The organism is Pseudomonas sp. D3 (assembly GCF_029320995.1).
Classification (GTDB): domain Bacteria; phylum Pseudomonadota; class Gammaproteobacteria; order Pseudomonadales; family Pseudomonadaceae; genus Aquipseudomonas; species Aquipseudomonas paraveronii.
This window is the reverse complement of the sequence record NZ_CP119772.1, coordinates 4,196,758-4,222,496: the sequence shown is the minus strand read 5'-3', so window position 1 is coordinate 4,222,496 and position 25,739 is coordinate 4,196,758. Positions and strand designations below refer to the sequence as shown.

Here is a 25,739-nt window from a genome sequence, read left to right as displayed (position 1 = left end):
CGGGCTACTCATGTTAGGAGCTTGTATGCCCATCACCCAGCAGCAGTTGCTGCAGATCTTCCCTAACGCCGGCCGCCAAACCGGCGTTTTTGTTCCTGCTCTGAACACGGCCATGAACCGTTACGGCATCGTCGGCACGCCGCGCGCCGCTGCATTCATTGCCCAGATCGGCCACGAGTCGGGCCAGTTGACGCGCCTGGTGGAAAACCTGAACTACAGCGTCGACGGCCTGATGAAGACCTGGCCTAGCCGGTTCGACTTGGTGCGAGCAACGGCCGCAGCTCGCAACCCTGAGCAGATCGCGAACATCGTGTATGCAGGCCGCATCGGTAACGCCGCCCCCTGCGATGGCTGGAAGTATCGCGGGCGCGGGCTGATTCAGGTGACCGGCAAGACGAACTATGCAGCCTGCGGCGAAGCCTTGGGCCTGGACCTGATAAATCAGCCTGAGTTGCTGGAGCAGCCCCAGTATGCAGCTATGTCTGCTGCATGGTTCTGGTCGGCGAATGGGCTGAATACCCTGGCCGATACGGGCGACCTGACCAAGATCACTCAGCGTATCAACGGCGGCACCAATGGTATTGCCGACCGCCAGGCGCTGTATGACAAGGCATTGAAGGTGCTGGCATGACGCCCGCGCAGAAGCTGATCGGCCTGGGCCTGGTGACAATTCTGCTGCTGGTCCTGGGTGCCGGTGGCGGGGTATGGCTTGCTGCTGGGCATTACCGACCACTACTCGACACGGCGAACACCGAACTTACCGGCGCAAAGTTGGCGCGCGACAACCTTGAAGCTCTGGCAGGGGAGCAGGGTAGGAAGCTCGGCGAGCTGGTGCAGGCCGGTAAATTGCGGGAGCAGGCCGCCGCACTGGCGCAGGAGAAGGCGCGGCAGGAGGCTCAGCCCGATTACGCGGCGGCCAATCAGCTATTGCGGGATCGAACCGGTGGTGACCCGGCCCAGGCTGCTGCCGCGATCATCGATCAGGAGTTAGGGCTATGAGGTCTTTGCTAGTGGTGCTGGCCCTGCTGGCGGGGTGCGCGGGCAAGGAGCCAGAAGTGCGCACTGTTCGTGTAGAGGTGCCGGTGCAGGTGCCATGCAGAGTGCCAGCGGCACCCGTGCTAGCCTGGGCCACGGACAGCCTCAAGAAGAACGACAGCCTGGAGCTGAAAGTGCGGGCGCTCTTAGCGGAGCGCCGACAGCGGATTGGATACGAGAAACAACTAGAAGCGTTATTGTCAGCATGCCGTTGAGCTGGGCGGCATCTATGGATGCTAGGGCTCAACTCAACGGCGGTTGAGTGGGCCTGGCTGATCAGTCGTCGAGTTCTTGAGCAGCGTCATAAAACTGGTCTTCGAACAAATCTTTCAACCATTCGTACCCAGTGTCTCCGTATTCGAATAAGCAATGCGCTTCGCCTACTGTCGCTGAAAAAAACACACCTCTACTCGGATCTGCGTAGGTGTCGACCTCAACTTGACCTAAGTATTCGTTATGATAAACCTGGATATCAGCTGTTCTGAAATACGCTACAGCAAGCGATCTCTTGCGCGCTGGAACGATCCAGTCTTCCAGTGGGCCGTAACCGTTCCGAGTTTTTATACGATAAAATCTTGATTTTTTTGCCATTTGTCCCACTCCTGATGTCTTCTGAAGCCAGAGATGTGCGTAACGCGTGTGGCTCCATGATGGCAAAATGGGGGCAATAGTGGAGATTTCAACCGAGCTTATACAATTAGCTCCGACCGCACGGGTAAAACCGAATGCCTTTGAGCAGTCCTATAATGCCCCGGTCAATACATCAGTAAAGGGTCGTGAAATGTACGATTGAGGCCGATGGGACTCTCATTTTAGAGGCTCTGCGTGTCTAACTCGAAGCGCAAGATGGCAGGGGGCCGGTCGAGGTGAACAGGGTAGCAGGCAAATTATTTGGTTTGGGAAACTGGTCGGCAGGACGCCGGGGGAGGGGATGGATCTCGTACCAATTTTTGTACCACTGACCGCGTTTCGCTATCGAATAGCAGGTATCCCAAAGTAGGCAAGGGCCCGTATTTGCAGGGTTTGGCTACTTTGGAAAACCGAGTAATACTCAAAATTAATATTAGGAGTATGGATCAGAAAACGATAGAGAGCCTTTAAATAAAGGCTGTAAGACGATGATTGGTTGGGTTTGTACGCATTCGTGGGCAAAAAAAGGGCCCGCTTATGGGCGGGCCTAATGGAGTTCTTCAAAGGAGTAGGGGTAAGTTGCGCCCGATCCCGTCGATAGCGGGTGAAAAGGATGTCGAAGAAACGAGAAACCCGGCGCTGCGCACGGGTTGTCGAGCCGGATGTTCGGGCAAGTATTTTATTGGGCGGATTTGTCAGCGTCGGCAATTCAAGGCGGCTACCTGCATTTTGCCACCGTCCCTCACATCGACGATGCTCACGCTGTCAGCGCCAACCTCGGCGGCTTTATTGAATGCCGTGTTCAGTGCGTCGCCGTTGGAGGAGCCCTCTACCGTGAATGCTTTGACGACGTGGCAAGCGTGGGCGGATGAGGCTGTGACGAGGTTGATTTGCTTGCCCGCTTCAGTGAGCTGGGTGGTGCAGGCCGAGATCAACACCGCAATGAGGATCAGCAGAGGGGCGGCATGAAGATTACGCATGACTAAAAGCACTCCTGGGGTTCCTGCGGCATTTGGTTGATACCGAAAATGTCAGCCGCAGATGCACGATAGCAGAGCATGAGGTTCACCAGAAACCAAAAGCCCTGCGATAAGGCAGGGCTTTTTCAGTGCGGCAGATGATCAGTCGTGCAGGGTTTCGGCCGCATATAGCGTGTTTTCCAGCAGGCAGGCACGGGTCATCGGGCCAACGCCGCCCGGTACCGGGGTGATCCAGCCGGCACGGGGTAGGGCGGTTTCGTACACCACGTCGCCGACCAGCTTGCCGTCTGCCTGACGGTTGATGCCGACGTCGATGACGATCGCGCCTTCCTTGATCCATTCACCCTTGACCAGGCCCGGCTTGCCGGCGGCCACCACCACCAGGTCGGCACGGCCGACGTGACCGGCGAGGTCTTTGGTGAAGCGGTGGGTCACGGTCACAGTGCAGCCGGCCAGCAGCAGTTCCATGGCCATCGGGCGCCCAACGATGTTGGAGGCGCCGACGATCACGGCGTCGAGGCCGTAAAGATTGACGCCGGTGCTCTCTAGCAGGGTCATGATGCCTTTCGGCGTGCATGGGCGCAGCAGCGGGATACGCTGGGCCAGGCGGCCGACGTTATACGGGTGGAAACCGTCGACGTCTTTGTCCGGGCGGATGCGTTCAAGCAACTGGGAGGCGTCCAGATGCGCGGGCAATGGCAGTTGCACCAGGATGCCATCGATGTTCGGGTCATCGTTGAGGCCGTCGATCAGGTCGGTAAGGGCCTGCTGGGTGGTCTCGGAAGGTAAGTCGTAGGCCTTGGAAATAAAGCCGACCTCTTCACAGTCCTTACGCTTGTGCGAGACATAAACCTGAGACGCAGGATCGCTGCCGACCAGGATCACCGCGAGGCCAGGCGTGCGCAGGCCTTGCTGGCTACGCTCGGTGACGCGTTTGGCGATCTGCTGGCGCAGGCTGGCGGCGATTGATTTGCCGTCGATAAGTTGTGCAGTCATTACGCGTGATTAACCATCGAGAGGGGGAAGAAAAGTGCGCGCATTCTCGCATGCCAACGCGCGAGGGCAAAGGCGCTTGGTCTGCAAATTGGCCTAACCCCTTAAATAAAATGAATTTTTTTCAAAAAAGATTTGACGGCTTTCTGGTGCGTCTATACTATTCGTCGCACTTGTCGGGCACAGCCTAGCACTGGTTAAGAAGGTCAAGCAGGGTTGTTGCTCTGTAAGGCTGGAAGCACTTAGTTTGTAATCCTCCAAGAGTACAGATTAATCAGGCGCCCGTAGCTCAGCTGGATAGAGCATCCGCCTTCTAAGCGGATGGTCGCAGGTTCGAGTCCTGCCGGGTGCGCCATTAGGCAGCTTTGGCACAAGTAGCGTTAGATGGTGGGCGTAGCTCAGTTGGTAGAGCACGGGATTGTGACTCCCGTTGTCGAGGGTTCGATCCCCTTCGTCCACCCCATATTTTGAAAAAGGCGCCAGATTAACCATCTGGCGCCTTTGCTTTAAGAGCTTCAAGCGCGGATGTGGTGGAATTGGTAGACACACTGGATTTAGGTTCCAGCGCCGCGAGGCGTAAGAGTTCGAGTCTCTTCATCCGCACCAATTAAAGCTTTGCCCGGCCGAAAGGCTGGGTGAGGTTAGACAAAGAAGTGGTTTGGTTTCTTTGTTAACGCAATATGGTGGGCGTAGCTCAGTTGGTAGAGCACGGGATTGTGACTCCCGTTGTCGAGGGTTCGATCCCCTTCGTCCACCCCATATTCGAAAGGCGCCAGATTTAACAGTCTGGCGCCTTTTTTGTTTTAGCGGTTCGAGTATTCCGCGGCCGCAGGTTCTGGGTCGCAAGGCAGGGCGTTTCGTCGTATTTATGTGTCTCGATGATGCCGCGCTGCCTGCCTGTCCTGTTCGCAGGGCGGGCCGTCAGGGAGATGATTGGCGACTGCTTCTATATATAGAAGGGTCGGCGCAGAGCCCTGGCGTGATTGGCTGTATTTGTCACCGGGGCGAGGCGCAACAGTGTCTTCGTACCGATAAATTGCCTGCTGTTTTTTTACCCGTTTCCAGTAGGGTGACTTCTTGAGTTTGACCCACTAGAATGCATGCCCTTGATTCTGGGGTCGGAAACGGCCGGCTAACGTCTGTGCAACGAGGAATATCCATGCAAGTTTCTGTTGAAAATACTACTGCTCTCGAGCGCCGCCTGAGCATCACCGTGCCGGCAGAGCGCATCGAGACTGCGGTCAACAAGCGTCTGCAGCAGACTGCCCAAAAGGCCAAGATCGCTGGCTTCCGTCCAGGCAAAGTGCCAATGAGCGAAATCAAGCGCCGTTTTGGTGCTGATGCGCGTCAGGAGGCGGTAGGCGACGTGATCCAGGCTTCTTTCTACGAAGCGGTTGTTGAGCAAAAGCTGAACCCGGCCGGCTCGCCGTCGATCGAGCCTAAGTCCCTGGAAGCGGGCAAGGACCTGGAGTACGTTGCTGTATTCGAAGTGTTCCCAGAGTTCGAAGTTGCCGGTTTCGAAGGTATCGCGATCGAGCGTCTGAGCGCTGAAGTGGCTGATGCTGACCTGGATAACATGCTGGAAGTCCTGCGCAAGCAGAACACGCGTTTCGAAGTGGCCGAGCGTGCTGCCCAGAACGAAGACCAACTGAACATCGATTTCGTGGGCAAGGTTGACGGCGAAGCATTCGCTGGCGGCTCCGCCAAGGGCACTCAGCTGGTGCTGGGCTCCAACCGCATGATCCCGGGTTTTGAAGAGGGTCTGGTTGGTGCAAAAGCTGGCGAAGAGCGCGTTCTGAACCTGACTTTCCCGGCTGACTACCAGAATCTGGACCTGGCCGGCAAAGCCGCCGAGTTCACCGTGACGGTCAATAGCGTTTCCGAGCCTAAGCTGCCAGAGCTGAACGAAGAGTTCTTCGCTCAATTCGGCATCAAGGAAACCGGCATCGACGGCTTCCGCACCGAAGTTCGCAAGAACATGGAGCGTGAGCTGCGTCAGGCCGTCAAGTCCAAGGTCAAGAACCAGGTCATGGACGGTCTGCTGACCGCCAACCCGATCGAAGTGCCTAAGGCTCTGCTGTCCAACGAAGTGGATCGCCTGCGCGTACAAGCTGTTCAGCAGTTTGGTGGCAACATCAAGCCTGACCAACTGCCGGCCGAGCTGTTCGAAGAACAAGCCAAGCGCCGCGTCGTGCTGGGTCTGATCGTGGCTGAAGTGGTCAAGCAGTTCGATCTCAAGCCTGACGAAGATCGCGTTCGTGAAATGATCCAGGAAATGGCTTCGGCCTACCAGGAGCCTGAGCAGGTTGTGGCTTGGTACTACAAGAACGACCAGCAGCTGAACGAAGTACGTTCGGTTGTGCTGGAAGAACAAGTTGTGGATACTGTTCTGCAGAAGGCTAAGGTGACCGATAAAGCGGTCTCTTACGAAGAAGCAGTCAAGCCGGCGGAAGCAGCACAAGCCGACTGATTGTCCAACTCGTTCGAAATACAACCATAAGCCAGCCTCGCGCTGGCTTATGCGTTTTCAAGACATGACTATTTGGGAGTAACTGCAGAGCATGTTCCGTAATTCCTATATTCAGCAGAACTCTGATATCCAGGCCGCAGGCGGCCTGGTCCCGATGGTTGTCGAGCAGTCCGCTCGTGGCGAACGCGCCTACGACATCTACTCGCGCCTGCTCAAGGAGCGAGTGATCTTTCTGGTGGGCCCAGTAGAGGACTACATGGCCAACCTGATTTGTGCGCAACTGCTGTTCCTTGAAGCGGAAAACCCGGACAAGGACATCCATCTTTACATTAACTCGCCGGGCGGTTCGGTGACCGCAGGTATGTCGATCTACGACACCATGCAGTTCATCAAGCCAAACGTGTCGACCACCTGCATCGGCCAAGCCTGCAGCATGGGCGCTTTCCTGCTGACCGCGGGTGCCGAAGGCAAGCGTTACTGCCTGCCGAACTCGCGCGTGATGATTCACCAGCCACTGGGCGGTTTCCAGGGTCAGGCATCGGACATCGAAATCCATGCCAAGGAAATCCTCTTTATTCGTGAGCGTCTTAACACGCTGATGGCCAAGCACAGCGGGCACACCTTGGAAGAAATCGAGCGTGATACCAACCGTGACAATTTCATGAGCGCTGAAGCCGCGCGTGATTACGGGTTGATCGACGCAGTGATTGAAAAGCGCCCCGCTTAATATAAGCAGCTCAAAATAGGGCTGGTCGGCAAGTCCGATCACCTGCGGGCTTGAAAAAGCCCGCATAAGCCTTCATCTTGTGTTGCAAGCCTATCGGATTTGGATCGAACGAATGACTGACACCCGCAACGGCGAGGACAACGGCAAGCTGCTCTATTGCTCCTTCTGTGGCAAAAGCCAGCATGAAGTGCGCAAATTGATTGCCGGCCCCTCGGTCTTTATCTGCGACGAGTGCGTCGACCTGTGCAATGACATCATCCGTGAGGAGGTGCAGGAAGCCCAGGCCGAGAGCAGCGCGCATAAATTGCCTTCGCCTAAAGAAATCAGCGGCATCCTTGATCAGTACGTGATTGGTCAAGAGCGTGCAAAAAAGGTTCTGGCCGTAGCGGTGTACAACCACTACAAGCGTTTGAACCAGCGTGACAAGAAAAACGACGAAGTCGAGCTCGGCAAGAGCAACATCTTGCTGATCGGTCCTACAGGCTCGGGTAAAACCCTGCTTGCAGAAACCCTTGCTCGCCTGCTGAACGTTCCGTTCACCATCGCCGACGCTACCACCCTCACCGAGGCTGGCTACGTGGGTGAAGACGTCGAGAACATCATTCAGAAGTTGCTGCAGAAGTGCGACTACGACGTAGAGAAAGCCCAGATGGGTATTGTCTATATCGACGAAATCGACAAGATTTCGCGCAAGTCCGACAACCCGTCGATCACTCGGGATGTTTCCGGTGAAGGCGTGCAGCAAGCCTTACTGAAACTGATCGAAGGCACGGTTGCTTCCGTACCGCCACAAGGTGGCCGCAAGCACCCGCAGCAGGAATTCCTTCAGGTTGATACGCGCAATATCCTGTTCATCTGCGGCGGTGCGTTCTCCGGACTGGAAAAGGTTATTCAAAACCGTTCCACCCGTGGCGGCATCGGTTTCAGTGCAGAAGTGCGCAGCAAGGAAGAAGGCAAGAAGGTGGGCGAGTCCCTGCGTGAAGTCGAACCTGACGATTTGGTCAAGTTTGGTCTGATCCCGGAATTCGTTGGTCGTCTGCCAGTTCTGGCGACATTGGACGAGTTGGATGAGGCTGCTCTGATTCAGATCCTCACCGAGCCGAAAAACGCCCTGACCAAACAATATGCCAAGCTGTTCGAAATGGAAGGCGTAGACCTCGAGTTCCGTACCGACGCACTCAAATCAGTGGCCAAGCGGGCACTGGAGCGCAAGACCGGTGCGCGTGGCCTGCGTTCGATTCTCGAAGGCGTATTGCTCGACACCATGTACGAAATTCCCTCGCAGTCCGAGGTGAGTAAAGTGGTGATCGACGAAAGCGTTATCGAAGGTAAGTCCAAGCCACTGTATATCTACGAAAACAGTGAGCCGGCTGCCAAGGCTGCACCAGACGCTTAAGCGTCCTGTAGCTGCATAACAACAAGGGGCCTTTAGGGGCCCCTTTTGTTTTAAGGGTGTGTTTTTCCTGCGTTTAACTGCTGGCATTGAGCTTGTTTTTTTTGCTAGCAGCCCCCATCTTGGTTTCATGCTTACTTTTCAACTGTCATAGAGGCGAAATCATGAAGACAACCATCGAATTGCCTCTCCTGCCGTTGCGTGATGTCGTCGTCTATCCGCACATGGTTATCCCGCTGTTCGTGGGGCGCGAGAAGTCTATCGAAGCCCTCGAGGCTGCGATGACGGGCGACAAGCAGATCCTGCTGTTGGCCCAGAGAAACCCTGCTGATGATGATCCAGGCGAAGATGCCCTGTATCGCGTCGGTACCGTTGCGACTGTCCTGCAACTGCTCAAGCTGCCCGATGGCACCGTCAAGGTGCTGGTGGAAGGTGAGCAGCGTGGTGCTGTCGAGCGTTTCATGGAGGTGGACGGCCACCTGCGTGCCGAAGTGGCGCTGATCGACGAAGTCGAGGCCCCGGAGCGCGAGTCCGAAGTATTTGTACGCAGCCTGCTCTCGCAGTTCGAGCAGTATGTGCAGTTGGGTAAGAAAGTCCCGGCTGAAGTCCTGTCTTCCCTCAACAGCATTGATGAGCCTAGCCGCCTGGTCGACACCATGGCCGCGCACATGGCGCTGAAGATCGAGCAGAAGCAAGACATCCTTGAAATCATCGACCTGCCGGCCCGTGTCGAACACGTCCTGGCGCTGCTCGATGCCGAAATCGACCTGCTGCAGGTTGAAAAACGCATCCGTGGTCGCGTGAAGAAACAAATGGAGCGCAGCCAGCGCGAGTACTACCTGAATGAGCAGATGAAGGCCATTCAGAAAGAACTCGGCGACAGCGAGGAGGGCCACAACGAAATCGAAGAGCTGAAAAAGCGCATCGATGCCGCCGGCCTGCCAAAAGACGCCCTGACCAAGGCCAATGCCGAGCTGAACAAGCTCAAGCAAATGTCGCCGATGTCGGCCGAAGCCACGGTGGTTCGTTCCTACATCGATTGGCTGGTGCAGGTGCCGTGGAAGGCTCAGACCAAGGTCCGCCTGGACCTGGCTCGCGCCGAAGATATCCTCGACGCCGACCACTATGGCCTCGAAGAAGTCAAAGAACGCATTCTCGAATACCTCGCCGTGCAAAAGCGTGTGAAGAAGATTCGTGGCCCGGTGTTGTGCCTGGTCGGTCCGCCTGGTGTGGGTAAAACCTCCCTGGCCGAGTCGATTGCCAATGCCACCAACCGTAAATTCGTGCGAATGGCCCTCGGCGGCGTGCGTGATGAAGCGGAAATTCGTGGTCATCGCCGGACATATATCGGTTCGATGCCAGGAAGATTGATTCAAAAGATGACAAAGGTGGGTGTGCGCAACCCACTGTTCCTGCTCGATGAAATCGACAAAATGGGCAGCGACATGCGCGGCGATCCGGCATCGGCGTTGCTCGAAGTGCTCGATCCCGAGCAGAACCACAATTTCAACGACCATTACCTGGAAGTCGACTACGACCTGTCCGACGTGATGTTCCTGTGTACCTCCAACTCCATGAACATTCCGCCAGCGTTGCTGGACAGGATGGAGGTGATTCGTCTGCCGGGTTACACCGAAGACGAGAAGATCAACATCGCCGTCAAATACCTCGCGCCCAAGCAGATTTCGGCCAATGGCCTGAAGAAAGGCGAGATTGAATTCGCGGTCGAGTCGATCCGCGACATGGTGCGTTACTACACCCGCGAGGCCGGTGTACGGGGGCTTGAGCGCCAGATCGCGAAGATTTGCCGCAAGGCGGTCAAGGAACATGCACTGGAAAAACGCTTCTCGGTGAAGGTCACGGCCGATGCGCTGGAGCACTACCTCGGCGTGCGTAAATTCAGTTACGGCTTGGCTGAACAGCAGGATCAGGTAGGGCAGGTGACTGGCCTGGCGTGGACCCAGGTGGGCGGTGAATTGCTGACCATCGAAGCTGCGGTGATCCCAGGCAAAGGCCAATTGATCAAGACCGGTTCCTTGGGTGACGTGATGGTCGAATCCATCACCGCTGCGCAGACCGTGGTGCGCAGCCGCGCCCGGAGCCTGGGGATTCCCCTGGACTTCCACGAGAAGCACGACATCCACATCCACATGCCGGAAGGGGCGACCCCAAAAGACGGCCCTAGCGCTGGCGTAGGCATGTGTACGGCCCTGGTATCGGCCCTGACCGGCATTCCGGTGCGCGCTGATGTGGCCATGACCGGCGAAATCACCCTGCGTGGCCAGGTATTGGCCATCGGTGGTCTGAAAGAGAAATTGCTCGCCGCACACCGGGGTGGAATCAAGACCGTGATCATTCCTGAAGAGAATGTCCGCGACTTGAAGGAAATTCCTGACAATATCAAGCAAGATCTTCAGATTAAACCAGTTAAATGGATTGACGAGGTCCTGCAAATTGCGCTGCAATACGCGCCGGAGCCCTTGCCGGATGTGGCTCCGGAGATAGTCGCTAAGGACGAAAAGCGCGAGTCTGATTCCAAGGAAAGAATTAGCACGCATTAATGCGTTAAAGCCTGGGGGCTTCCTTGACAGCTTTTTAGAGCCCTTGTTATAAAGCGGCTCTTAAGTGTCTGTAGTCCATTCAGCACTGGTTTTTGCTTTCACCAAAAAACTTAGAATCATACTCAATAGATATATAAGGGGACTTAGAGTGAACAAGTCGGAACTGATTGATGCTATCGCCGCATCCGCTGATATCCCGAAAGCTGCTGCTGGCCGTGCGCTGGACGCAGTAATCGAATCCGTCACTGGCGCTCTTAAGGCCGGCGACTCGGTGGTACTGGTAGGTTTCGGTACTTTCTCTGTGACTGACCGTCCAGCTCGCACTGGCCGTAACCCACAGACTGGCAAAGCACTGCAAATCGCTGCTGCCAAGAAACCAGGTTTCAAAGCCGGTAAAGCCCTGAAAGAAGCCGTTAACTAAGCCTCGCTCAAGCCTTTACCTACCCGGGTCCGACGCAGGTCTGGCCTGGCAGCGGAGCGGCAGCTGACCCACGTATCCATCGGGTCACCACGCCGGGGGTGTGGGTTCTAACCCCCGTCCGCTCCGCCAGTTACGAGAAGGCGCATCCTCGGATGCGCCTTTCTTCTATCCGGACTCTACCCACGCTCCACGGTTGCCAATTTTTGAAGTTCAACCGTTTCTGGGGGACGCATGCTGCAAAATATCAGGGACAATTCACAAGGCTGGATTGCCAAGACCATTATCGGGATCATCGTCGCATTGATGGCGTTCACCGGTATCGAGGCTATTTTTCAGGCTTCGACCAACACCAAGCAGGACGTGGCCAAGGTCAACGGTGAAGCAATCACCCAGACCGAACTGAGCCAGGCCGTCGACATGCAACGTCGCGAGTTGATGCAACGGTTCGGCAAGGATTTCGATGCTTCCTTGCTCGACGAAAAGCTACTGCGCGACGCCGCTCTCAAGGGGCTGATCGATCGTAAGCTGGAGCTGCAAGGCGCCGCCGATTCCAAGTTTGGCTTCTCTGAAGCTGCGCTGGATCAGGTGATCCTACAGACGCCGCAATTCCAGGTGGACGGCAAGTTCAACGCCGAACGTTTTGACCAGGTGATCCGTCAACTGGGCTACAGCCGTCTGCAGTTCCGTCAGATGCTGAGCCAGGAAATGCTGATCGGGCAAGTTCGCAACGGTATCGGCGCCAGCGCATTTGTGACTGACGCACAGGTGCTGGCATTCGCCCGTCTGGAAAAACAGACCCGCGATTTCGCCACCGTCAATATCAAGGCCAACCCTGCGGCGGTGAAACTCACTGACGACGAGGTCAAGGCTTACTACGACCAGCACGCCAAAGAGTTCATGACTCCGGACCAGGTGGTCATCGACTATCTGGAGTTGAAGAAGTCGTCCTTCTTCGACCAGGTCACCGTCAAGGACGATGAACTGCAGGCGGCGTATGAGAAAGAAACCGCTAACCTCTCTGAGCAGCGTCGTGCCGCGCACATCCTGATTGAAGTCAACGACAAGGTCACTGACGCGCAAGCCAAGGCCAAGATCGAGGAGGTCCAGGCGCGCCTGGCCAAGGGTGAGCAGTTCGAAGCCCTGGCCAAGGAGTTCTCCCAGGACCCGGGTTCGGCCAGCAATGGCGGTGACCTCGGTTTTGCCGGTCCTGGCGTCTACGATCCGGACTTCGAAGCAGCCCTGTATGCCTTGAATAAGGACCAGGTCTCGGCACCGGTGCGCAGCACCTTCGGTTGGCACCTGATCAAGCTGCTGGGCGTTGAAGCGCCAGAAGTGCCATCGTTCGCCAGCCTGAAAGGCAAGCTGACTCACGAGCTCAAGAATCAACAGGTTGAACAGCGTTTTGTCGAAGCGACCAAGCAATTGGAAGATGCGGCATTTGAAGCCTCCGACCTGGCTCAGCCAGCGTCCGACCTCAAGCTGACCGTTCACACCTCTTCGCCGTTTGGTCGCGACGGCGGGGAGGGTGTTGCAGCCAACCGTGCCGTGGTCACTGCCGCGTTCAGTCCGGAAGTGTTGGATGAGGGTGCCAACAGCACCGCCATCGAGCTCGACCCGGAAACCATCATCGTGCTGCGGGCAAAAGAACACCTGAAGCCTACGCAACTGCCGCTGGAAAGCGTGTCAGCGGCGATCCGCACACAGATGACCAAGGAACGCGCCAGCGCGGCCGCCAAGACTCACGCTGACGAGTTGATCGCCAGCCTGCGTGATGGCAAAACCCCGCTGAACCAGCCCATTGATGGTCAGGCCTGGAAAGTCACCGCCGCGGCTACCCGTAGCCAGGAAGCGATCGACCCGGTCGTGCTGCAAGCCCTGTTCCGCATGCCCAAGCCTGCGGCCAAGGACAAACCGACCTTCACCACCGTGACCCTCGCTGATGGCAGCCTGGTGATCGTGCGCTTGAACAGCGTCAACGAAGCGGCGGCGCCATCGGACGACGAGAAGGCGCAATACCGCCGTTTCCTCGCCTCCCGTGTGGGTCAGCAGGACTTCGCGGCGTACCGCAAGCAGTTGGAAACCAAGGCTGAGATCAAGAAGTACTGATCTCGGTTTGAATAAAAAGCCCCCGGCCTGAAAAGACCGGGGGCTTTTTCATGGGCGTTTGCTAAGGGCAAGCAGCATCAAAGCAACTACCGCCAAGGGAAACGCGAACACGCCCCAACTCTGCAGCAGCAACCCCCCCGCTAACCCGCCACCGGCAATGCCCAGGTTCCACACGGTCACCAGCATCGATTGCGCTGCGTCCGCCGACTCGCCAGCGGACTTGGCCAGAGCGGTTTGTAGCAAGGCCGGCAGGCCACCGAATGCCAGGCCCCAAACCGCTACGGCGGTGTAGATGACCGCCGGCGAGTCGATCCAGAACGCCAGCGCCAGCGCCGACAGGCCAAACAGCGCGCAACTGAGCAGCACCAGCGGGCGCAACCATCGATCGATCAGCAGGCCCACCAGCCAAATGCTCAACAACGCCGCGAGGCCAAACACCAGCAGCACCCGGTCGATATCGGCCTCGATTCCGGCGTGCTCCAGCAGTGGGGCGATGTAGGTGTAGAGAATGTTGTGGGCCAGCACGTAGGTAAAGGTCACCCAAAGCACCGGGCGAATGCCGCGCAACGTCATCACCTGGCGCAGGCCCAGGCGCTGTTGTGCCGCTTGACCGGCAAAGTCCGGCAGTTGCCAGCGCGCCCAGAGCAGTAGCACCAGCGTCAGTCCGGTCATGATCGCAAAGCTCAAGCGCCAGCCAACGAGAGTGCCCAGCAGTGTGCCGGCCGGCACGCCCAGGGACAGGGCCAGCGGCGCGCCAAGCATTGCGATGGCAATCGCCCGGCCTTGCAGATGAGGGGCGACCATGCGACTGGCATAACCCGCCAACAGGGCCCAGAGCAACCCGGCGAATACCCCGGCGAAAAAGCGCGCTACCAGCGTAAGCCCATAGTGACTGGATACGGCAGTCACGCTGTTGACCAGGGCAAAGCCACTAATGGCCACCAGCAGTAGAGGTCGGCGGCGCCAACCACGCGTCAGCAGCGTCAAGGGGATGGCCGCGAGCAACGATCCAAGGGCGTAGAGGGTGACCAATTGGCCAACCAGGGCGGGTGACACGCCCAGGCCTGCGCCCATCTGCGGCAGAAGCCCTGCGGGCATGGCTTCGGTGAGGATGGTAATAAATCCTGCGCAAGCCAGGGCCAGCAAACCACCGAGCGGCAGCGCGTCAGGCTGGGCGTTCGCCGGGCAATGGGTCAGTGACGGGTTGTCGCTCATAACGCTCTATCCATATAAAAGGGGCAAGGCGGCAGAGTAAGGGGCTGTGGTGCGCGGAAAAACAGGCTAAGGTTCCGAACTTATCGGACGTGGATGTCCGTAATCGGTCGGGGCGTCATCATGGACAGCTTGAGCAGCCTGTCGGTATTTGTGCAGGTGGCGGAGACACGCAGCTTTACCGTTGCGGGCCGTGTGCTGGGGGTATCCTCTTCGGCCGTGGGCAAAAGTATCGCGCGCATGGAAGAGCGCTTGGGCGTAAGGCTGTTTCACCGCAGCACGCGCAGTATCACGCTGACCAGCGAAGGCTCACTGTTTCTTGAGCGTTCGCGGCGTATTCTGGCCGAGGTCGAGGCGGCCGAGCAGGAGTTGACGGACGCCAGCGCCACGCCCCGGGGCAAGTTGCGCATCAGTCTGCCGCAGGTGCGCGGGTTGTTGATGCCGGTACTCAGTGACTTTATGCGCGCCTACCCGGATATCGAGCTGGATGTGGATTTTTCCGACCGCATGGTCGACGTGATCGAGGAAGGTTTCGATGCGGTGATTCGCACGGGCAAGCCGGAAGATTCGCGCTTGATGGCGCGTCATCTGGGCTATTACCAGTTGGTACTTGTCGGCACGCCGGGCTACTTCGTTCAATACGGCACCCCGCAGCAACCGCAGGACCTCAGCAATCACGCCTGCTTGCGCCACAAATTCTGTACCACCGGCAAGCTGGAAAACTGGCCGTTGCGTCACATCTCGGGCGCCGCCGAGCCCACGTTGCGTACACCGCTGGTCAGCACCACCATCGAGTCCCTCAAGCATGTGGTACACGAGGGGTTGGGCATCGCCTGCTTGCCGGACTACATGGTCAACGAGGCCGTGCGGGAGGGGCGCTTGCAACGGGTGTTGGATGATTATCTCGAACACCGTGGCAGTTTCTGGCTGCTGTGGCCATCAAGTCGCCATGCCTCAGCCAAGTTACGCGTGTTTATCGACCATATGTACGCCGGGCTTTTCCCCGTAGGCACCGCTGTGTAGGCTTGTGACGTTTTACCGACAGGAATGCGCGCGCCAAGGCCTCGTTCTGTTGCACAATACCGCCCAGATCGTTTTCCTCAGGATTTTCAATGTCGACATCATTTCACTTGCGTAGCCTCGGCTTGGCGCTGGTGTTGGCGGGCGCCACGGGCTGCTCGTCACCCAAGACCGCTATTTACGAGCACGAGAATTTCGACGACTCCGGTACGTTCTCCCGTGATTACCCGGTCAGTGACATCGCCGCGTGCGAGGCCGCGCGCCGTGCACTGCTGAGCCAGGGTTACATCATCACCAGCAGCGATCCGAAGCTGGTGGTGGGTAACAAGAGTTTCCAGCAGACCGGCGAAACTCATCTGCAGATCAGCTTCAACGTGGTGTGTGCGGACGATGGCAAAGGTAAAAATCATTCGACGATATTTGCCAACGCCCTGCAGGATCGCTATGCGCTGAAGAAGGTCAATAACTCCGCAAGCCTGGGTGTGGGCGTGTTGGGCTCGGTATCGATGCCGATCGGCTCCACCGACGACTCGATGGTGAAGGTGGCGAGTGAGACTGTCTCGGCACCGAAGTTCTATGAGCGGTACTTTGCGTTGGTGGATGTATTCCTGCCGCAGGAAGTGAAAAAGGCTGCGCATATTCCCGAGCAGCCTAAGGCGGAGTTGGGCGTGCCTGAGCCTAAAGCCGCGCCGGCCGCCGAAAAAGTTGAAGCGCCGAAGCAGGAGCTCGCCGCACCGGTTGTTTCCGAGCCGGTCGCACCTCCGGCCGAGCCCGCACCGATTGCTCCGCAACAAGAGCCAGCGGCTCCCACGCTGCCGCCGCCGACGGAAGCTATTCCGCCCCTGCCGACGCCTTCCCAGTGACACCGACGGCCTTCGACGGGGCGGGGCTGATTGGCACCTGATAAATTCTTGCAGCGCTGCTACGTTTAATCCTGTAGTGCAGGAACGTCATGGCGCTGACATTTTTTCGTCATGACGGCACTTTAGGCTGGTCTTGTAGGTCATTAACCTGCAGCCGCTTTCACCCTAAAGGAGCTTAATATGGACGATTATCAGGAAGAACTGCTCGAGTACCAGGCCTTTGAATGGGATCCGCTGGACCCCGCCGACGATGCCACCGAGCTATAAAACCGATTTCAGGCGGAATGCCGCTGACTGCGGCGAAACTCCCCTGGGGTCTGGTTGTTCCACCGCCTGAACGCTCGTTGAAAGGCTTGAGCCGAGGCAAAGCCGAGCAAGTAGGCAATCTCGCCGAATGCCAGTTCCGTATCGCGAATGTAGGTCATAGCCAGGTCGCGGCGGGTATCGTTGAGGATCGCCCGGAACTGAGTGCCTTCTTCGGCCAGTTTGCGGCGCAGGGTCCAGGTCGGCAGCTTCAAGCGCGCCGCCACTTCTTCCAGGTCGGGCTCCCGGCCACCATTGAGCATCGGCCCGAGCAAACGGGTAATGCGCTCGCGCAGGCTGCGGGTGCGGGTCAACTGCTCCAACTCTCTTTCACATAGCTGTAACAGCAGGTGCCAGGTGCTTGGGCAATGCTGCGGGTTGCGCAGGGCCAGGGTTGGTTGGCTTAGGCGCAGTTGATTGGCGTCGGCGCCGAAGTGGACCGGACTGTCGCCCAACGCGCGGTATTGTTCACTGTAGTCCGGTGCGTCGAATTCGATCTCGATGCGCTGCGCCTGCACCGGTTGCTGGGCCAGACTCGACAGTTGGTGCAACCAGCCGGCGATGATCGAGTCGACCACAAAGCGGTTATAGGCGTTGTAGGGGCTGATGGAATAGAAACGCAGCCAGGCGCCTTCGGCGTCTTCATGAAAGCTCGATTGCCCGCGATAGTTGGAACCATACAGCGCTTCAAAGCGCGTGAGGGTGCGGGCCGCTTCGCGCACGTTGGGCGCCTGGGCGGCCGTGACGCCCGCCAGGCCGGCCTGGTTCAAGCGGCTCAATTGGCCCATGCGCAGGCCAAGGCCCGGGTCGCCGGTCAGTTGGATGGCGGCATGGCCCAGGCGCATATAGCGCGGGATCGACAAGCGTGCGCCGGCTTCGGCGAGCCGCGCCGGGTCCAGGCCGTATTGCAGCAACAGCGGTTGCGGGTCCAGCCCGTGGTGGGTGATTGCGTCGGCCAGGGTGTGTACGAAGCCCACCGACATATCCCCCAGGCGTACCGGCTTCACGGCGTTACAACCAGAGATTCAGCAAGCGCGCACCACGGGCGTCGCCGTCGGCGAACACTTGACCGTTGCTGCTGAGAAAGCTCCGGCCGGCGCTGCCCAGGTCCCAGAACTGCCCGCGCAAAAACACACTCATGCCTGCGGTGGCCTGGCTGATGGGTTGCTGGCTGATCAAGGTCAGGCGCCGCCAGGCTTCGCCCTCGCTGAGCTCTTCGGGTTTGAGGCTGATTTCCGTGGGCGTCGACACGCTCTTGAAGCCGCGCCATGGGCGGTCCCACGTGTCGCGCCCGATGACAAACGCGGGGACGGCGATCAACTGGGCGCCTTGCTCATTGAGCTTGCGATAGTTGTCCGGGTACCAGCTGTCGCTGCCGATCAGGATGCCCAGGCGGCCGGCCGGGGTGTCGACCACGCTGACGGTGTTTTCATCGCCTGGCGCAATGAAACCGCGCTCGTCGTAGATCGGGTAGAGCTGACGCTGCGGCTGGCCCAGGGGCAGGCCATCGGCCGCAAACACCAGGCTGGCGTTGTACAGCGCGCCATCCCCGACCTGCAGTTGCCCCTGGCTTACGCTGGGGTTGGGCAGCGCGATGGAGCCGGCCACCAGGGTCACGCCAAACTCCTTGGCCAAGCCGCCGAACAACACCTGGTAGTCCCGCGCCATCGCCGGGGCTTTCATGCGTAAGTAAGCGTCGTCCATGCGGTTGTCGCCAGTGGCGCTGATCCAGGCGCGCATGAATTGCACCGGGTTGCTGATCGACAGCCAATTCATCGCGTCTTTCAGATGGGGCGCCTGATACAGCTCGTTTTTTTCGCCGCTGAGCATCAGCCAGGTGCCGATGTGTTCCGGCAGCACTACGATGGTTTTTTCATTGAGCAGCCCCTGGTCTCGGGCCGTTTGCAGGTAGGCCGCGAGCTTCAGGTGCAAGCGTTCCAGGCTCTGGTAATCGCCGGGGAACAGTTCCGGCTGGATGCCCAGCAGGTTGCCGCGATCGGCAGGCTGGCCCTCGTTGACGGCCAGGGTGATGCGCAGGTCGGACAGGTAATGCGCCACGGGGCGCTCCTGGGTCCAGACCAGATAGGCGGCGACGGCGGCAACCAACGCCATGGTGACGGTAAAAGCTAGAAGTTTACGCATGGGGGAACAGACAACGGACCAAGTGCAGGGTTCGCGACTAGGTTAGGGCCCGTGGCTCTGCTTGCCAAGGGGGGCTGTGCATTTGGATCAATAACTTGTCAGTTTCAGTCATTGAGCCCTAGCCGATCGCCTCTTAGTCTGTGGGACATAAACCGATGGCAAGCCGTTAGAGCGTGCCACGTCCCGTGATGATCCGTTGTGGAGCTTGACCATGACCGCTGCTGCGTACCCGCACCTGCTGGCCCCGTTGGACCTGGGTTTTACCACCTTGCGCAACCGTACCCTGATGGGCTCGATGCACACGGGCCTGGAAGAAAAACCGGGCGGTTTCGAACGCATGGCGGCCTATTTCGCCGAGCGCGCCCTTGGTGGCGTGGGCCTGATGGTCACCGGCGGCATTGGCCCGAACGATGAAGGTGGGGTGTATTCCGGCGCGGCCAAGCTGACCACCGACGAAGAGGCGCAGAAGCACAAGATCGTGACCCGCGCCGTACACGCCGCCGGCGGCAAGATCTGCATGCAGATCCTCCATGCCGGTCGTTATGCCTACAGCCCAAAGCAGGTTGCACCGAGCGCGATCCAGGCGCCGATCAACCCGTTCAAGCCCAAGGAACTTGACGAAGCGGGCATCGAGAAGCAGATCCAGGATTTCGTCACCTGCTCGCTGCTGGCCCAGTCTGCCGAATATGACGGCGTGGAAATCATGGGCTCCGAAGGCTACTTCATCAACCAGTTCCTCGCCGCCCACACCAACCACCGTACCGATCGTTGGGGCGGCAGCTACGAAAACCGCATGCGCCTGGCGGTGGAGATCGTGCGCCGGGTGCGCGACGCCGTCGGCCCGAATTTCATCATTATTTTCCGCCTGTCGATGCTCGACCTGGTGGAAGGCGGCAGCAGTTGGGAAGAAATCGTGCAACTGGCCAAGGCCATCGAGCAGGCCGGTGCGAGCATTATCAATACCGGGATCGGCTGGCACGAAGCGCGTATCCCGACCATCGCTACCAAGGTGCCGCGTGGCGCGTTCAGTAAAGTCACCGCCAAATTGCGTGGCGCGGTGCAGATCCCGCTGATCACCACCAACCGCATCAACACCCCGGAGATTGCCGAGCAGATCCTCGCCGCAGGCGATGCCGACATGGTCTCGATGGCGCGGCCGTTCCTCGCCGACCCAGAGTTCGTCAACAAGGCCGCCGCCGGCCGTGCCGATGAAATCAACACCTGCATTGGCTGTAACCAGGCCTGCCTGGACCACACCTTCGGCGGCAAGTTGACCACCTGCCTGGTCAACCCACGCGCGTGCTACGAGACCGAACTCAACTACTTGCCGGTCAAGCAGATCAAGAAAATCGCCGTGGTCGGCGCCGGTCCTGCGGGCCTGGCCGCGGCCACGGTGGCGGCCGAGCGTGGCCATCAGGTGACATTGTTCGATTCGGCCAGCGAGATCGGCGGCCAGTTCAACATCGCCAAGCGCGTGCCGGGCAAGGAAGAGTTTTTCGAAACCCTGCGTTACTTCAATCGCAAGTTGCAGACCACCCATGTGGAGCTGTGTCTCAACACCCGTGTCGACGTCGCGCAACTGACGGCGGGCGGGTACGACGAGATCATCCTGGCCACCGGTATCGCACCACGCACGCCGGCGATTCCGGGCATCGACAATCCCAAGGTGCTGAGCTACCTCGATGTGATCCTCGAGCGCAAACCGGTGGGCAAGCGCGTCGCGGTGATCGGTGCCGGTGGTATCGGCTTCGACGTGTCGGAGTTCCTCGTGCATCAGGGCGTGTCCACCAGCCTGGACCGCGACGCGTTCTGGAAAGAGTGGGGCATCGACACGCAGTTGCAAGCGCGTGGCGGTGTCGCCGGGATCAAGCCTCAACCCCACCCGCCGGCGCGCGAGGTGTTCCTGTTGCAGCGCAAGGCCTCCAAGGTCGGCGATGGGTTGGGCAAGACCACCGGCTGGATTCACCGCACCGGTTTGAAGAACAAGCAGGTGCAGATGCTCAACAGCGTCGAGTACCTGAAGATCGACGATGAGGGCCTGCATATCCGCATCGGCGCCGAGGGCGAGCCGCAGCTGTTGGCGGTGGACAACATTGTGATCTGCGCCGGCCAGGACCCGTTGCGCGAATTGCAGGACGGCCTGGTCGCGGCGGGCCAGAACGTCCACCTGATCGGTGGCGCCGATGTGGCGACCGAACTGGACGCCAAGCGCGCCATCAACCAGGGCTCGCGCCTGGCGGCTGAGTTGTAAAATGCCTGGAAGGGGCGGTGTTAGACTATCGCCCCTTTTTTCATGCGGACTTGCCCCGATGGGCCCTTTCGATTGGCTTCCCCATGCGCCCCTGGAACCGCTGCCGCTGGATTGGCTGAACGGGGTTGAGTTGGCCGTGCTGCGCCTGGACCGTATTGACCCGCTGATCAGCGGCAACAAGTGGTTCAAGCTCACCGAGCACCTGGCCCAGGCGCAACAGGCCGGTGCCGGCGGGATCATCAGCCTTGGAGGGGCGTACTCCAACCATCTGCATGCGCTGGCGGCGGCCGGCAAGCGTTTTGATTTTCCCACCGTCGGCCTGTTGCGCGGCCATCCCCAAGACACGCCCACTGTCCTCGACCTGAAAGCCTTCGGCATGCAGCTGCATTGGCTGGGTTATGGCGGCTACCGTGCGCGGCATGAGCCAGGTTTCTGGCTGCCGTGGCGCGAGCAATATCCCCATCTCTATCCAGTGCCCGAAGGCGGCGGGGGCGTCGCCGGGGCGTTGGGTTGCGGCGTATTGGTCGAGCAGGCGCGCGCGCAGTTGAGCAACGTGGGGTGGGATGATTACGACGCATGGTGGCTGGCGGCAGGCACCGGCACGACGCTGGCCGGGCTGGCATTGGCCGAGGAGGGCGCGCACCCGGTGTACGGCGCAATGGCGGTGCCGGACGATCACGGCGTAGCGCAGAACGTGCGCGCCATTGTGCAGGGCGGGCATGAGTTGTTGGACGCCAGCCGGGGCGGCTTCGCCAAGGTCGACCGGTTATTGCTCGACTTTATCGAGACCACGCAACAGGCCTGCGGCTTACCGCTGGAGCCGCTCTACACCGGCAAAGCACTGCTGGCGTTGAAGCAACAGGTCGCAGCCGGACGCTTCCCTGCGGGCACGCGTCTGATCTTCGTCCACACCGGCGGCTTGCAAGGCCGCCGAGGGTTGGCTGCCTAGCGTTTGGGGATCATGCGCAACACCGTGTTATCACGCATGAAGTAGTGGTGGTACAGACCGGCCGCTGCATGCAGGCCGATCAACCAATAACCGATGGCACCGCCCAGTTCATGCCACTCTTTGATCTGCTTGGACAAGTCCTTGTTTTCGCCGATCAAGGGCGGTAACTCGATTCCGTAGAACATCACGGAGTGCCCTTGAGCGCTGACGATCAGCCAGCCGGCAATCGGCATGCCGATCATCAAGGCATACAGCGCAATATGCATCAGGGTCGCGAGCAGGCTCTGCCATTGCGGCGGTGCCGGTACAATCTTCGGCGCAACCCCCAGCGAGCGCGCAAACAGGCGCAGCCAGACCAGCACAAACACGGTCAGGCCGAGCATGTAGTGCATTTCCACGATCAGTGCTCGCCCGCCACTGCCTTTGGGGAAGATCCCGCGAAACTCAATACAGGCGTAAACCACCGCCAGCAGCACAAGCATCAACCAATGCAACGCTATCGACATAGTGCTGTAACGTGACTCGGAATTTTTCCACGGCATCGCTTGGTTCCTCTCTCATCAGGGCAAATCTCCGTTCTTTGGCGACGAAGTTCTTTTACTTTAAGCCTGTTTTGCGGGGTTTGCCCGACGTGAATGCCGTTGAGTTGACCTTGATCAGTGGCTTTGCGGCATTTCACCACGTGCCAGGCGCCGGTTGATGTCGGCGATCACCCCTGGCAGGTCGGTGATGGTGTCGATTAGGTAGTGCGGCCGCGAACCTTCGAACAGGGCTTCGATACGCGTGCGCTCGCGGGCCAGGGCGGTGCTGTCCAGGGCTCGGAACTGTGCGTAGGTCAGGCCCAGGGCGTTGCCGGAGCAGGTCAGGGCCACGGTCCACATCCCGGCGCGACGGCCTTCGAGAATGCCCGGCACGGTGTCGTCGACCTTGACGCACGCCGCTACATCGTCAATCCCCAGGGCGATCACGTTGGCCAGCGCCTGCGCCGGCCATGGGCGGCCATTAGGCACTTCGTCGGTGGCGACCACGTGGTCGGCGACGTAGCCGTTGGTGGCGGCCAGCGCGACGACCTTGTCCATCACTTGCTTGGGATAGCCGGAACAGGAGCCGATCTTGAGCCCTTGCGCACGCAGCGCAGCGATGCAGTCGAGGGCGCCGGGGATCAGGGCCGAGTGCTCGGCGATTTTTTCGATCTGCAGCGGCATGAAGCGCTGGTAGATCGCGGTTACGTCGTCATCGGTCGGCGTGCGGCCGAACGCCTTGCGGTAACGCTCGGCGACCTGCGGCTGGTTGCACAGGGTGCGGATATGCTCCCATTTGCCCATGCCCATCGGGCCACGGGCTTCCTCGATAGAGACGTGCACATCGAACTCGGCGAAGGCTTCGACAAAGATCTGCGTTGGGGCGAACGAGCCGAAGTCGACCACGGTGCCGGCCCAGTCGAGGATGACGGCCTGCAGGGTGTCGGGATGTTGATAGTTCATGGTTCAGATCCTGTGGGTAAAGGGCAATCAGATGTCCAGCACTTGCATTTCTTGCAGTACCTGCGCAACCGCCGCGACCGCCGCACGCATCTCGGCCGCATTGACGTGGCCGATGCAGCCCACGCGAAAGGTGTCCACCTGGGTCAATTTGCCCGGGTACAGAATGAAACCCTTGGCCTTGACCCGTTCGTAGAACGCCTTGAACTGGTAGCGCGGGTCTTTCGGCGCATGGAAGGTGACGATGATGGGGGCCTGGATCGCCGCCGGCAGAAAGCTGCGCAGGCCCAGTTCGGCCATGCCTTCGAGCAGCACCTGGCAATTGTTGGCGTAGCGTCGGTGGCGCGTGGGCCGGCCGCCTTCTTCGTGGTATTGCAGCAGCGCTTCGTGCAGCGCGGCGACCACGTGGGTCGGCGGGGTGAAGCGCCACTGGCCGGTCTTGGTCATGTAGTGGTGCTGCTCGAAGAGGTCCATCGCGAGGGAGTGACAGTTGCCTTGGGCGGCGCCCAACGCGCGTTTTTCGGCGAAGACAAACCCCATGCCCGGCACGCCTTCCAGGCATTTGCCTGAAGCAGCGATCAGGGCATCGAACGGCACTTCGCGGGCATCGATCGGCAGCGCGCCGAAGGAACTCATCGCGTCGACGATCAGGCGCTTGCCATGCTGTTTGACCACTTGGGCGATCTGCGCCAGCGGGTTGAGGAGGCCGGTACTGGTTTCGCAGTGGATCAACGCGACGTGGGTGATGGCCGGGTCGGCGTGCAGCAGGCGGTCGACGTCGGCGGCGCTGGCGGGTTCGTCCTCGGCGGTTTCAACGGTGGTGAAGTCGCGGCCGAGCACTTCGCAGATCTTTGCCAGGCGCTTGCCATAGGCGCCGTTGATCAGCACCAGCACCTTGCCGTCGCGTGGCACCAGGGTGCCGATGGCGGCTTCGACGGCGAAGGTGCCGCTGCCTTGCAACGGCACGCAATGGTGGCTGTCTGCGCCGTTGATGATCGCCAACAGTTGCGAGCAGACGCTGGCGGTCAACTGGTTGAAACGCTCATCCCATGAACCCCAATCCACCCGCATTGCCTGGCGGGTGCGGGCAGAGGTGGTCAGGGGGCCAGGGGTCAGCAGGATCGGCGCGGCGGTGCTCATCTCAAGTCCTTGCTAGGTGTCGGGGGTTGACGTTACGGCGCCTAAATTGCAGTTTGGCTTGTCATCAATCAAATTGTTTGTTGTTATGCAAGCTATCAGTTAGGCCGATAATCAGGTCAGTCAGCATGAACTTGTTCCAACTACGCGCATTCGATGCGGTGGCCCGCGAGGGCAGCTTTACCCGTGCGGCGGCGCGGTTGTTCATCAGCCAACCGGCGGTGACCGGGCACATCAAGGCCCTGGAAGAGCACTACCAGATCCCGTTGTTGCGCCGCACTGCGCGACGTGTGGAGTTGACCGAAGAGGGCACACGCCTGGCGGCGCTCACCCGGGCGATCTTCGGCCTGGTGGATGAGGCCCAGGCGCTGCTGGAGGCGAATCGGCAGTTGCTCACCGGGCGCCTCGAAGTGGCGGCGGATGGTCCGCACCTGGTGATGCCGATGATCGCCAGCCTGCGCGCGCGCTACCCGGGCATTACCGTTAACCTGCGGCTGGGCAATGCCCAGGAAACCCTGGCGGCGCTGCTGTCCGAGCACGCGGATGTGGCGGTGCTCACCGAAGTTGAACCGCGCAACGGCCTGCACCTGCAAGCGTTGAGCGAGTCGCGGATCTGCGCGTTGGTACCGGCCGGCCACCCGTGGGCGACGCTGGCCGAGGGCATTCAACTGGCGCAATTGCACGAGGTGATCATGGTGCTGCGCGAGCCCGGGTCCATCACGCGGCGCACCTTTGACCACGCCTGCCTGGGGGCGGGTGTGCAACCGAAAGTACTGCTGGAGTTGGACAGCCGGGAGGCGGTGACCGAAGCCGTTGCCGCGCAGTTGGGGGTGGGCGTGGTGTCCTCGATGGAGGTCAGCCCGGACCCACGCGTGCGTGCGCTGCCGATCCACGGGGAGGGGCTGGTCAACCGACACAGCCTGGGGTGCATGGAGCGCCGTCGGTCGCTGCGTTTGATTCAGGCGTTTTTCGAGCTGGCGCCGTGAAGGTTTTTTGGTGGAACGTTGCGTTTTTGCCCTATAAACTCTGCCCCCAAAGCGCTGGCCAGTAGACGTCTCGGCGCGA

At 59.5% G+C, this 25,739-nt stretch carries 23 protein-coding genes and 4 tRNA genes; 18 read left to right on the top strand and 9 right to left on the bottom strand.

The window, feature by feature from the left end; genetic code table 11:
* Nucleotides 1-25 precede the first annotated feature (25 nt).
* From P3S72_RS19160 to P3S72_RS19150, 3 genes are read left to right on the top strand one after another with little or no spacing between them, the layout of a single operon-like run.
* Nucleotides 26-631, top strand: a complete 606-nt coding sequence (locus P3S72_RS19160) for a glycoside hydrolase family 19 protein (RefSeq protein ID WP_276193619.1) — start codon at nucleotides 26-28, stop codon at nucleotides 629-631.
* Nucleotides 628-999 (top strand): hypothetical protein, encoded by a 372-nt coding sequence (locus P3S72_RS19155; protein ID WP_276193618.1) that lies wholly within the window; start codon nucleotides 628-630, stop codon nucleotides 997-999. Before P3S72_RS19160 ends, P3S72_RS19155 begins: the two co-directional genes overlap by 4 nt.
* Nucleotides 996-1,250: a hypothetical protein gene (locus P3S72_RS19150; RefSeq protein WP_276193617.1), complete on the top strand. Its 255-nt coding sequence runs from the start codon at nucleotides 996-998 to the stop codon at nucleotides 1,248-1,250. Before P3S72_RS19155 ends, P3S72_RS19150 begins: the two co-directional genes overlap by 4 nt.
* Before the next feature lie 61 nt (nucleotides 1,251-1,311).
* Here P3S72_RS19150 and P3S72_RS19145 read toward each other — a convergent pair whose 3' ends face one another.
* From P3S72_RS19145 to folD, 3 genes are all read right to left on the bottom strand, one after another.
* Complete coding sequence (locus P3S72_RS19145; RefSeq protein WP_276193616.1) at nucleotides 1,312-1,626, bottom strand: hypothetical protein; 315 nt, start codon at nucleotides 1,624-1,626, stop codon at nucleotides 1,312-1,314.
* A 734-nt stretch (nucleotides 1,627-2,360) separates the two neighbouring features.
* Nucleotides 2,361-2,645 carry a hypothetical protein gene (locus P3S72_RS19140; RefSeq protein WP_276193615.1) on the bottom strand — a complete coding sequence of 95 codons (285 nt, stop codon included), beginning with the start codon at nucleotides 2,643-2,645 and terminating at the stop codon, nucleotides 2,361-2,363.
* Between the two features lie 141 nt (nucleotides 2,646-2,786).
* Complete coding sequence (gene folD / locus P3S72_RS19135) at nucleotides 2,787-3,641, bottom strand: bifunctional methylenetetrahydrofolate dehydrogenase/methenyltetrahydrofolate cyclohydrolase FolD (RefSeq protein ID WP_276193614.1); 855 nt, start codon at nucleotides 3,639-3,641, stop codon at nucleotides 2,787-2,789.
* A gap of 275 nt (nucleotides 3,642-3,916) precedes the next feature.
* Between folD and P3S72_RS19130 the strand changes: the two genes are divergently transcribed.
* The 10 genes from P3S72_RS19130 to P3S72_RS19085 all read left to right on the top strand — a co-directional run bounded on the left by P3S72_RS19130 (nucleotide 3,917) and on the right by P3S72_RS19085 (nucleotide 13,316).
* Nucleotides 3,917-3,993: transfer RNA gene (locus tag P3S72_RS19130), tRNA-Arg, on the top strand.
* Between the two features lie 32 nt (nucleotides 3,994-4,025).
* A tRNA-His gene (locus P3S72_RS19125) sits at nucleotides 4,026-4,101 on the top strand.
* 58 nt (nucleotides 4,102-4,159) lie between these two features.
* Nucleotides 4,160-4,244, top strand: a tRNA-Leu gene (locus P3S72_RS19120).
* A 77-nt stretch (nucleotides 4,245-4,321) separates the two neighbouring features.
* A tRNA-His gene (locus P3S72_RS19115) sits at nucleotides 4,322-4,397 on the top strand.
* A gap of 400 nt (nucleotides 4,398-4,797) precedes the next feature.
* Entirely contained in the window at nucleotides 4,798-6,108 is a 1,311-nt protein-coding gene (tig, locus tag P3S72_RS19110; RefSeq protein WP_276193613.1) for a trigger factor, read from the top strand.
* A 91-nt stretch (nucleotides 6,109-6,199) separates the two neighbouring features.
* Nucleotides 6,200-6,835, top strand: a complete 636-nt coding sequence (gene clpP, locus P3S72_RS19105) for an ATP-dependent Clp endopeptidase proteolytic subunit ClpP (protein WP_048725112.1) — start codon at nucleotides 6,200-6,202, stop codon at nucleotides 6,833-6,835.
* A gap of 112 nt (nucleotides 6,836-6,947) precedes the next feature.
* Nucleotides 6,948-8,231 carry an ATP-dependent Clp protease ATP-binding subunit ClpX gene (gene clpX, locus P3S72_RS19100; protein WP_017848146.1) on the top strand — a complete coding sequence of 428 codons (1,284 nt, stop codon included), beginning with the start codon at nucleotides 6,948-6,950 and terminating at the stop codon, nucleotides 8,229-8,231.
* Between the two features lie 161 nt (nucleotides 8,232-8,392).
* Complete coding sequence (gene lon / locus P3S72_RS19095) at nucleotides 8,393-10,789, top strand: endopeptidase La (RefSeq protein ID WP_276193612.1); 2,397 nt, start codon at nucleotides 8,393-8,395, stop codon at nucleotides 10,787-10,789.
* Between the two features lie 148 nt (nucleotides 10,790-10,937).
* Entirely contained in the window at nucleotides 10,938-11,210 is a 273-nt protein-coding gene (locus P3S72_RS19090; protein ID WP_003174819.1) for an HU family DNA-binding protein, read from the top strand.
* Between the two features lie 231 nt (nucleotides 11,211-11,441).
* A complete protein-coding gene (locus tag P3S72_RS19085; RefSeq protein WP_276193611.1) occupies nucleotides 11,442-13,316 on the top strand; it encodes a SurA N-terminal domain-containing protein in 1,875 nt (624 codons plus the stop codon).
* 48 nt (nucleotides 13,317-13,364) lie between these two features.
* Here the strand turns inward: P3S72_RS19085 and P3S72_RS19080 are convergent, their stop codons facing one another.
* Nucleotides 13,365-14,531 carry an MFS transporter gene (locus P3S72_RS19080; protein WP_276193610.1) on the bottom strand — a complete coding sequence of 389 codons (1,167 nt, stop codon included), beginning with the start codon at nucleotides 14,529-14,531 and terminating at the stop codon, nucleotides 13,365-13,367.
* A gap of 120 nt (nucleotides 14,532-14,651) precedes the next feature.
* Between P3S72_RS19080 and P3S72_RS19075 the strand changes: the two genes are divergently transcribed.
* Both P3S72_RS19075 and P3S72_RS19070 read left to right on the top strand, forming a co-directional pair.
* Entirely contained in the window at nucleotides 14,652-15,551 is a 900-nt protein-coding gene (locus P3S72_RS19075; protein WP_276197957.1) for a LysR family transcriptional regulator, read from the top strand.
* 89 nt (nucleotides 15,552-15,640) lie between these two features.
* Nucleotides 15,641-16,411: a DUF2242 domain-containing protein gene (locus P3S72_RS19070; protein WP_276193609.1), complete on the top strand. Its 771-nt coding sequence runs from the start codon at nucleotides 15,641-15,643 to the stop codon at nucleotides 16,409-16,411.
* Nucleotides 16,412-16,686: 275 nt separating this feature from the next.
* Here the strand turns inward: P3S72_RS19070 and P3S72_RS19065 are convergent, their stop codons facing one another.
* Complete coding sequence (locus P3S72_RS19065; protein WP_276193608.1) at nucleotides 16,687-17,721, bottom strand: AraC family transcriptional regulator; 1,035 nt, start codon at nucleotides 17,719-17,721, stop codon at nucleotides 16,687-16,689.
* 4 nt (nucleotides 17,722-17,725) lie between these two features.
* Complete coding sequence (locus P3S72_RS19060) at nucleotides 17,726-18,856, bottom strand: nitrilase-related carbon-nitrogen hydrolase (protein ID WP_276193607.1); 1,131 nt, start codon at nucleotides 18,854-18,856, stop codon at nucleotides 17,726-17,728.
* A 211-nt stretch (nucleotides 18,857-19,067) separates the two neighbouring features.
* Here P3S72_RS19060 and P3S72_RS19055 point away from each other — a divergent pair, with 211 nt between their 5' ends.
* Nucleotides 19,068-21,107 carry an NADPH-dependent 2,4-dienoyl-CoA reductase gene (locus tag P3S72_RS19055; protein WP_276193606.1) on the top strand — a complete coding sequence of 680 codons (2,040 nt, stop codon included), beginning with the start codon at nucleotides 19,068-19,070 and terminating at the stop codon, nucleotides 21,105-21,107.
* A 58-nt stretch (nucleotides 21,108-21,165) separates the two neighbouring features.
* Entirely contained in the window at nucleotides 21,166-22,056 is an 891-nt protein-coding gene (locus P3S72_RS19050) for a pyridoxal-phosphate dependent enzyme (RefSeq protein WP_276193605.1), read from the top strand.
* Here P3S72_RS19050 and P3S72_RS19045 read toward each other — a convergent pair.
* The 3 genes from P3S72_RS19045 to P3S72_RS19035 all read right to left on the bottom strand — a co-directional run bounded on the left by P3S72_RS19045 (nucleotide 22,053) and on the right by P3S72_RS19035 (nucleotide 24,677).
* Nucleotides 22,053-22,598 (bottom strand): cytochrome b, encoded by a 546-nt coding sequence (locus P3S72_RS19045; RefSeq protein ID WP_276193604.1) that lies wholly within the window; start codon nucleotides 22,596-22,598, stop codon nucleotides 22,053-22,055. The two genes, P3S72_RS19050 and P3S72_RS19045, sit on opposite strands and share 4 nt — an antisense overlap.
* A gap of 114 nt (nucleotides 22,599-22,712) precedes the next feature.
* Nucleotides 22,713-23,540, bottom strand: a complete 828-nt coding sequence (phnX, locus tag P3S72_RS19040; protein WP_276193603.1) for a phosphonoacetaldehyde hydrolase — start codon at nucleotides 23,538-23,540, stop codon at nucleotides 22,713-22,715.
* Nucleotides 23,541-23,567: 27 nt separating this feature from the next.
* Nucleotides 23,568-24,677, bottom strand: coding sequence for a 2-aminoethylphosphonate--pyruvate transaminase (locus P3S72_RS19035; RefSeq protein WP_276193602.1), 1,110 nt, complete (start codon nucleotides 24,675-24,677; stop codon nucleotides 23,568-23,570).
* Between the two features lie 125 nt (nucleotides 24,678-24,802).
* Between P3S72_RS19035 and P3S72_RS19030 the strand changes: the two genes are divergently transcribed.
* Nucleotides 24,803-25,660: a LysR substrate-binding domain-containing protein gene (locus tag P3S72_RS19030; protein WP_276193601.1), complete on the top strand. Its 858-nt coding sequence runs from the start codon at nucleotides 24,803-24,805 to the stop codon at nucleotides 25,658-25,660.
* Nucleotides 25,661-25,739: the final 79 nt, after the last annotated feature.

What these genes read in the sequence shown, in the direction of transcription:
- P3S72_RS19160 (WP_276193619.1), top strand. Translation starts at nt 26, where the DNA reads ATGCCCATCACCCAGCAGCAGTTGCTGCAGATCTTCCCTAACGCCGGC.
- P3S72_RS19155 (WP_276193618.1), top strand. Translation starts at nt 628, where the DNA reads ATGACGCCCGCGCAGAAGCTGATCGGCCTGGGCCTGGTGACAATTCTG.
- P3S72_RS19150 (WP_276193617.1), top strand. Translation starts at nt 996, where the DNA reads ATGAGGTCTTTGCTAGTGGTGCTGGCCCTGCTGGCGGGGTGCGCGGGC.
- P3S72_RS19145 (WP_276193616.1), bottom strand. Translation starts at nt 1,626, where the DNA reads ATGGCAAAAAAATCAAGATTTTATCGTATAAAAACTCGGAACGGTTAC.
- P3S72_RS19140 (WP_276193615.1), bottom strand. Translation starts at nt 2,645, where the DNA reads ATGCGTAATCTTCATGCCGCCCCTCTGCTGATCCTCATTGCGGTGTTG.
- folD (WP_276193614.1), bottom strand. Translation starts at nt 3,641, where the DNA reads ATGACTGCACAACTTATCGACGGCAAATCAATCGCCGCCAGCCTGCGC.
- tig (WP_276193613.1), top strand. Translation starts at nt 4,798, where the DNA reads ATGCAAGTTTCTGTTGAAAATACTACTGCTCTCGAGCGCCGCCTGAGC.
- clpP (WP_048725112.1), top strand. Translation starts at nt 6,200, where the DNA reads ATGTTCCGTAATTCCTATATTCAGCAGAACTCTGATATCCAGGCCGCA.
- clpX (WP_017848146.1), top strand. Translation starts at nt 6,948, where the DNA reads ATGACTGACACCCGCAACGGCGAGGACAACGGCAAGCTGCTCTATTGC.
- lon (WP_276193612.1), top strand. Translation starts at nt 8,393, where the DNA reads ATGAAGACAACCATCGAATTGCCTCTCCTGCCGTTGCGTGATGTCGTC.
- P3S72_RS19085 (WP_276193611.1), top strand. Translation starts at nt 11,442, where the DNA reads ATGCTGCAAAATATCAGGGACAATTCACAAGGCTGGATTGCCAAGACC.
- P3S72_RS19080 (WP_276193610.1), bottom strand. Translation starts at nt 14,531, where the DNA reads ATGAGCGACAACCCGTCACTGACCCATTGCCCGGCGAACGCCCAGCCT.
- P3S72_RS19075 (WP_276197957.1), top strand. Translation starts at nt 14,652, where the DNA reads ATGGACAGCTTGAGCAGCCTGTCGGTATTTGTGCAGGTGGCGGAGACA.
- P3S72_RS19070 (WP_276193609.1), top strand. Translation starts at nt 15,641, where the DNA reads ATGTCGACATCATTTCACTTGCGTAGCCTCGGCTTGGCGCTGGTGTTG.
- P3S72_RS19060 (WP_276193607.1), bottom strand. Translation starts at nt 18,856, where the DNA reads ATGCGTAAACTTCTAGCTTTTACCGTCACCATGGCGTTGGTTGCCGCC.
- P3S72_RS19055 (WP_276193606.1), top strand. Translation starts at nt 19,068, where the DNA reads ATGACCGCTGCTGCGTACCCGCACCTGCTGGCCCCGTTGGACCTGGGT.
- P3S72_RS19050 (WP_276193605.1), top strand. Translation starts at nt 21,166, where the DNA reads ATGGGCCCTTTCGATTGGCTTCCCCATGCGCCCCTGGAACCGCTGCCG.
- P3S72_RS19045 (WP_276193604.1), bottom strand. Translation starts at nt 22,598, where the DNA reads ATGCCGTGGAAAAATTCCGAGTCACGTTACAGCACTATGTCGATAGCG.
- phnX (WP_276193603.1), bottom strand. Translation starts at nt 23,540, where the DNA reads ATGAACTATCAACATCCCGACACCCTGCAGGCCGTCATCCTCGACTGG.
- P3S72_RS19035 (WP_276193602.1), bottom strand. Translation starts at nt 24,677, where the DNA reads ATGAGCACCGCCGCGCCGATCCTGCTGACCCCTGGCCCCCTGACCACC.
- P3S72_RS19030 (WP_276193601.1), top strand. Translation starts at nt 24,803, where the DNA reads ATGAACTTGTTCCAACTACGCGCATTCGATGCGGTGGCCCGCGAGGGC.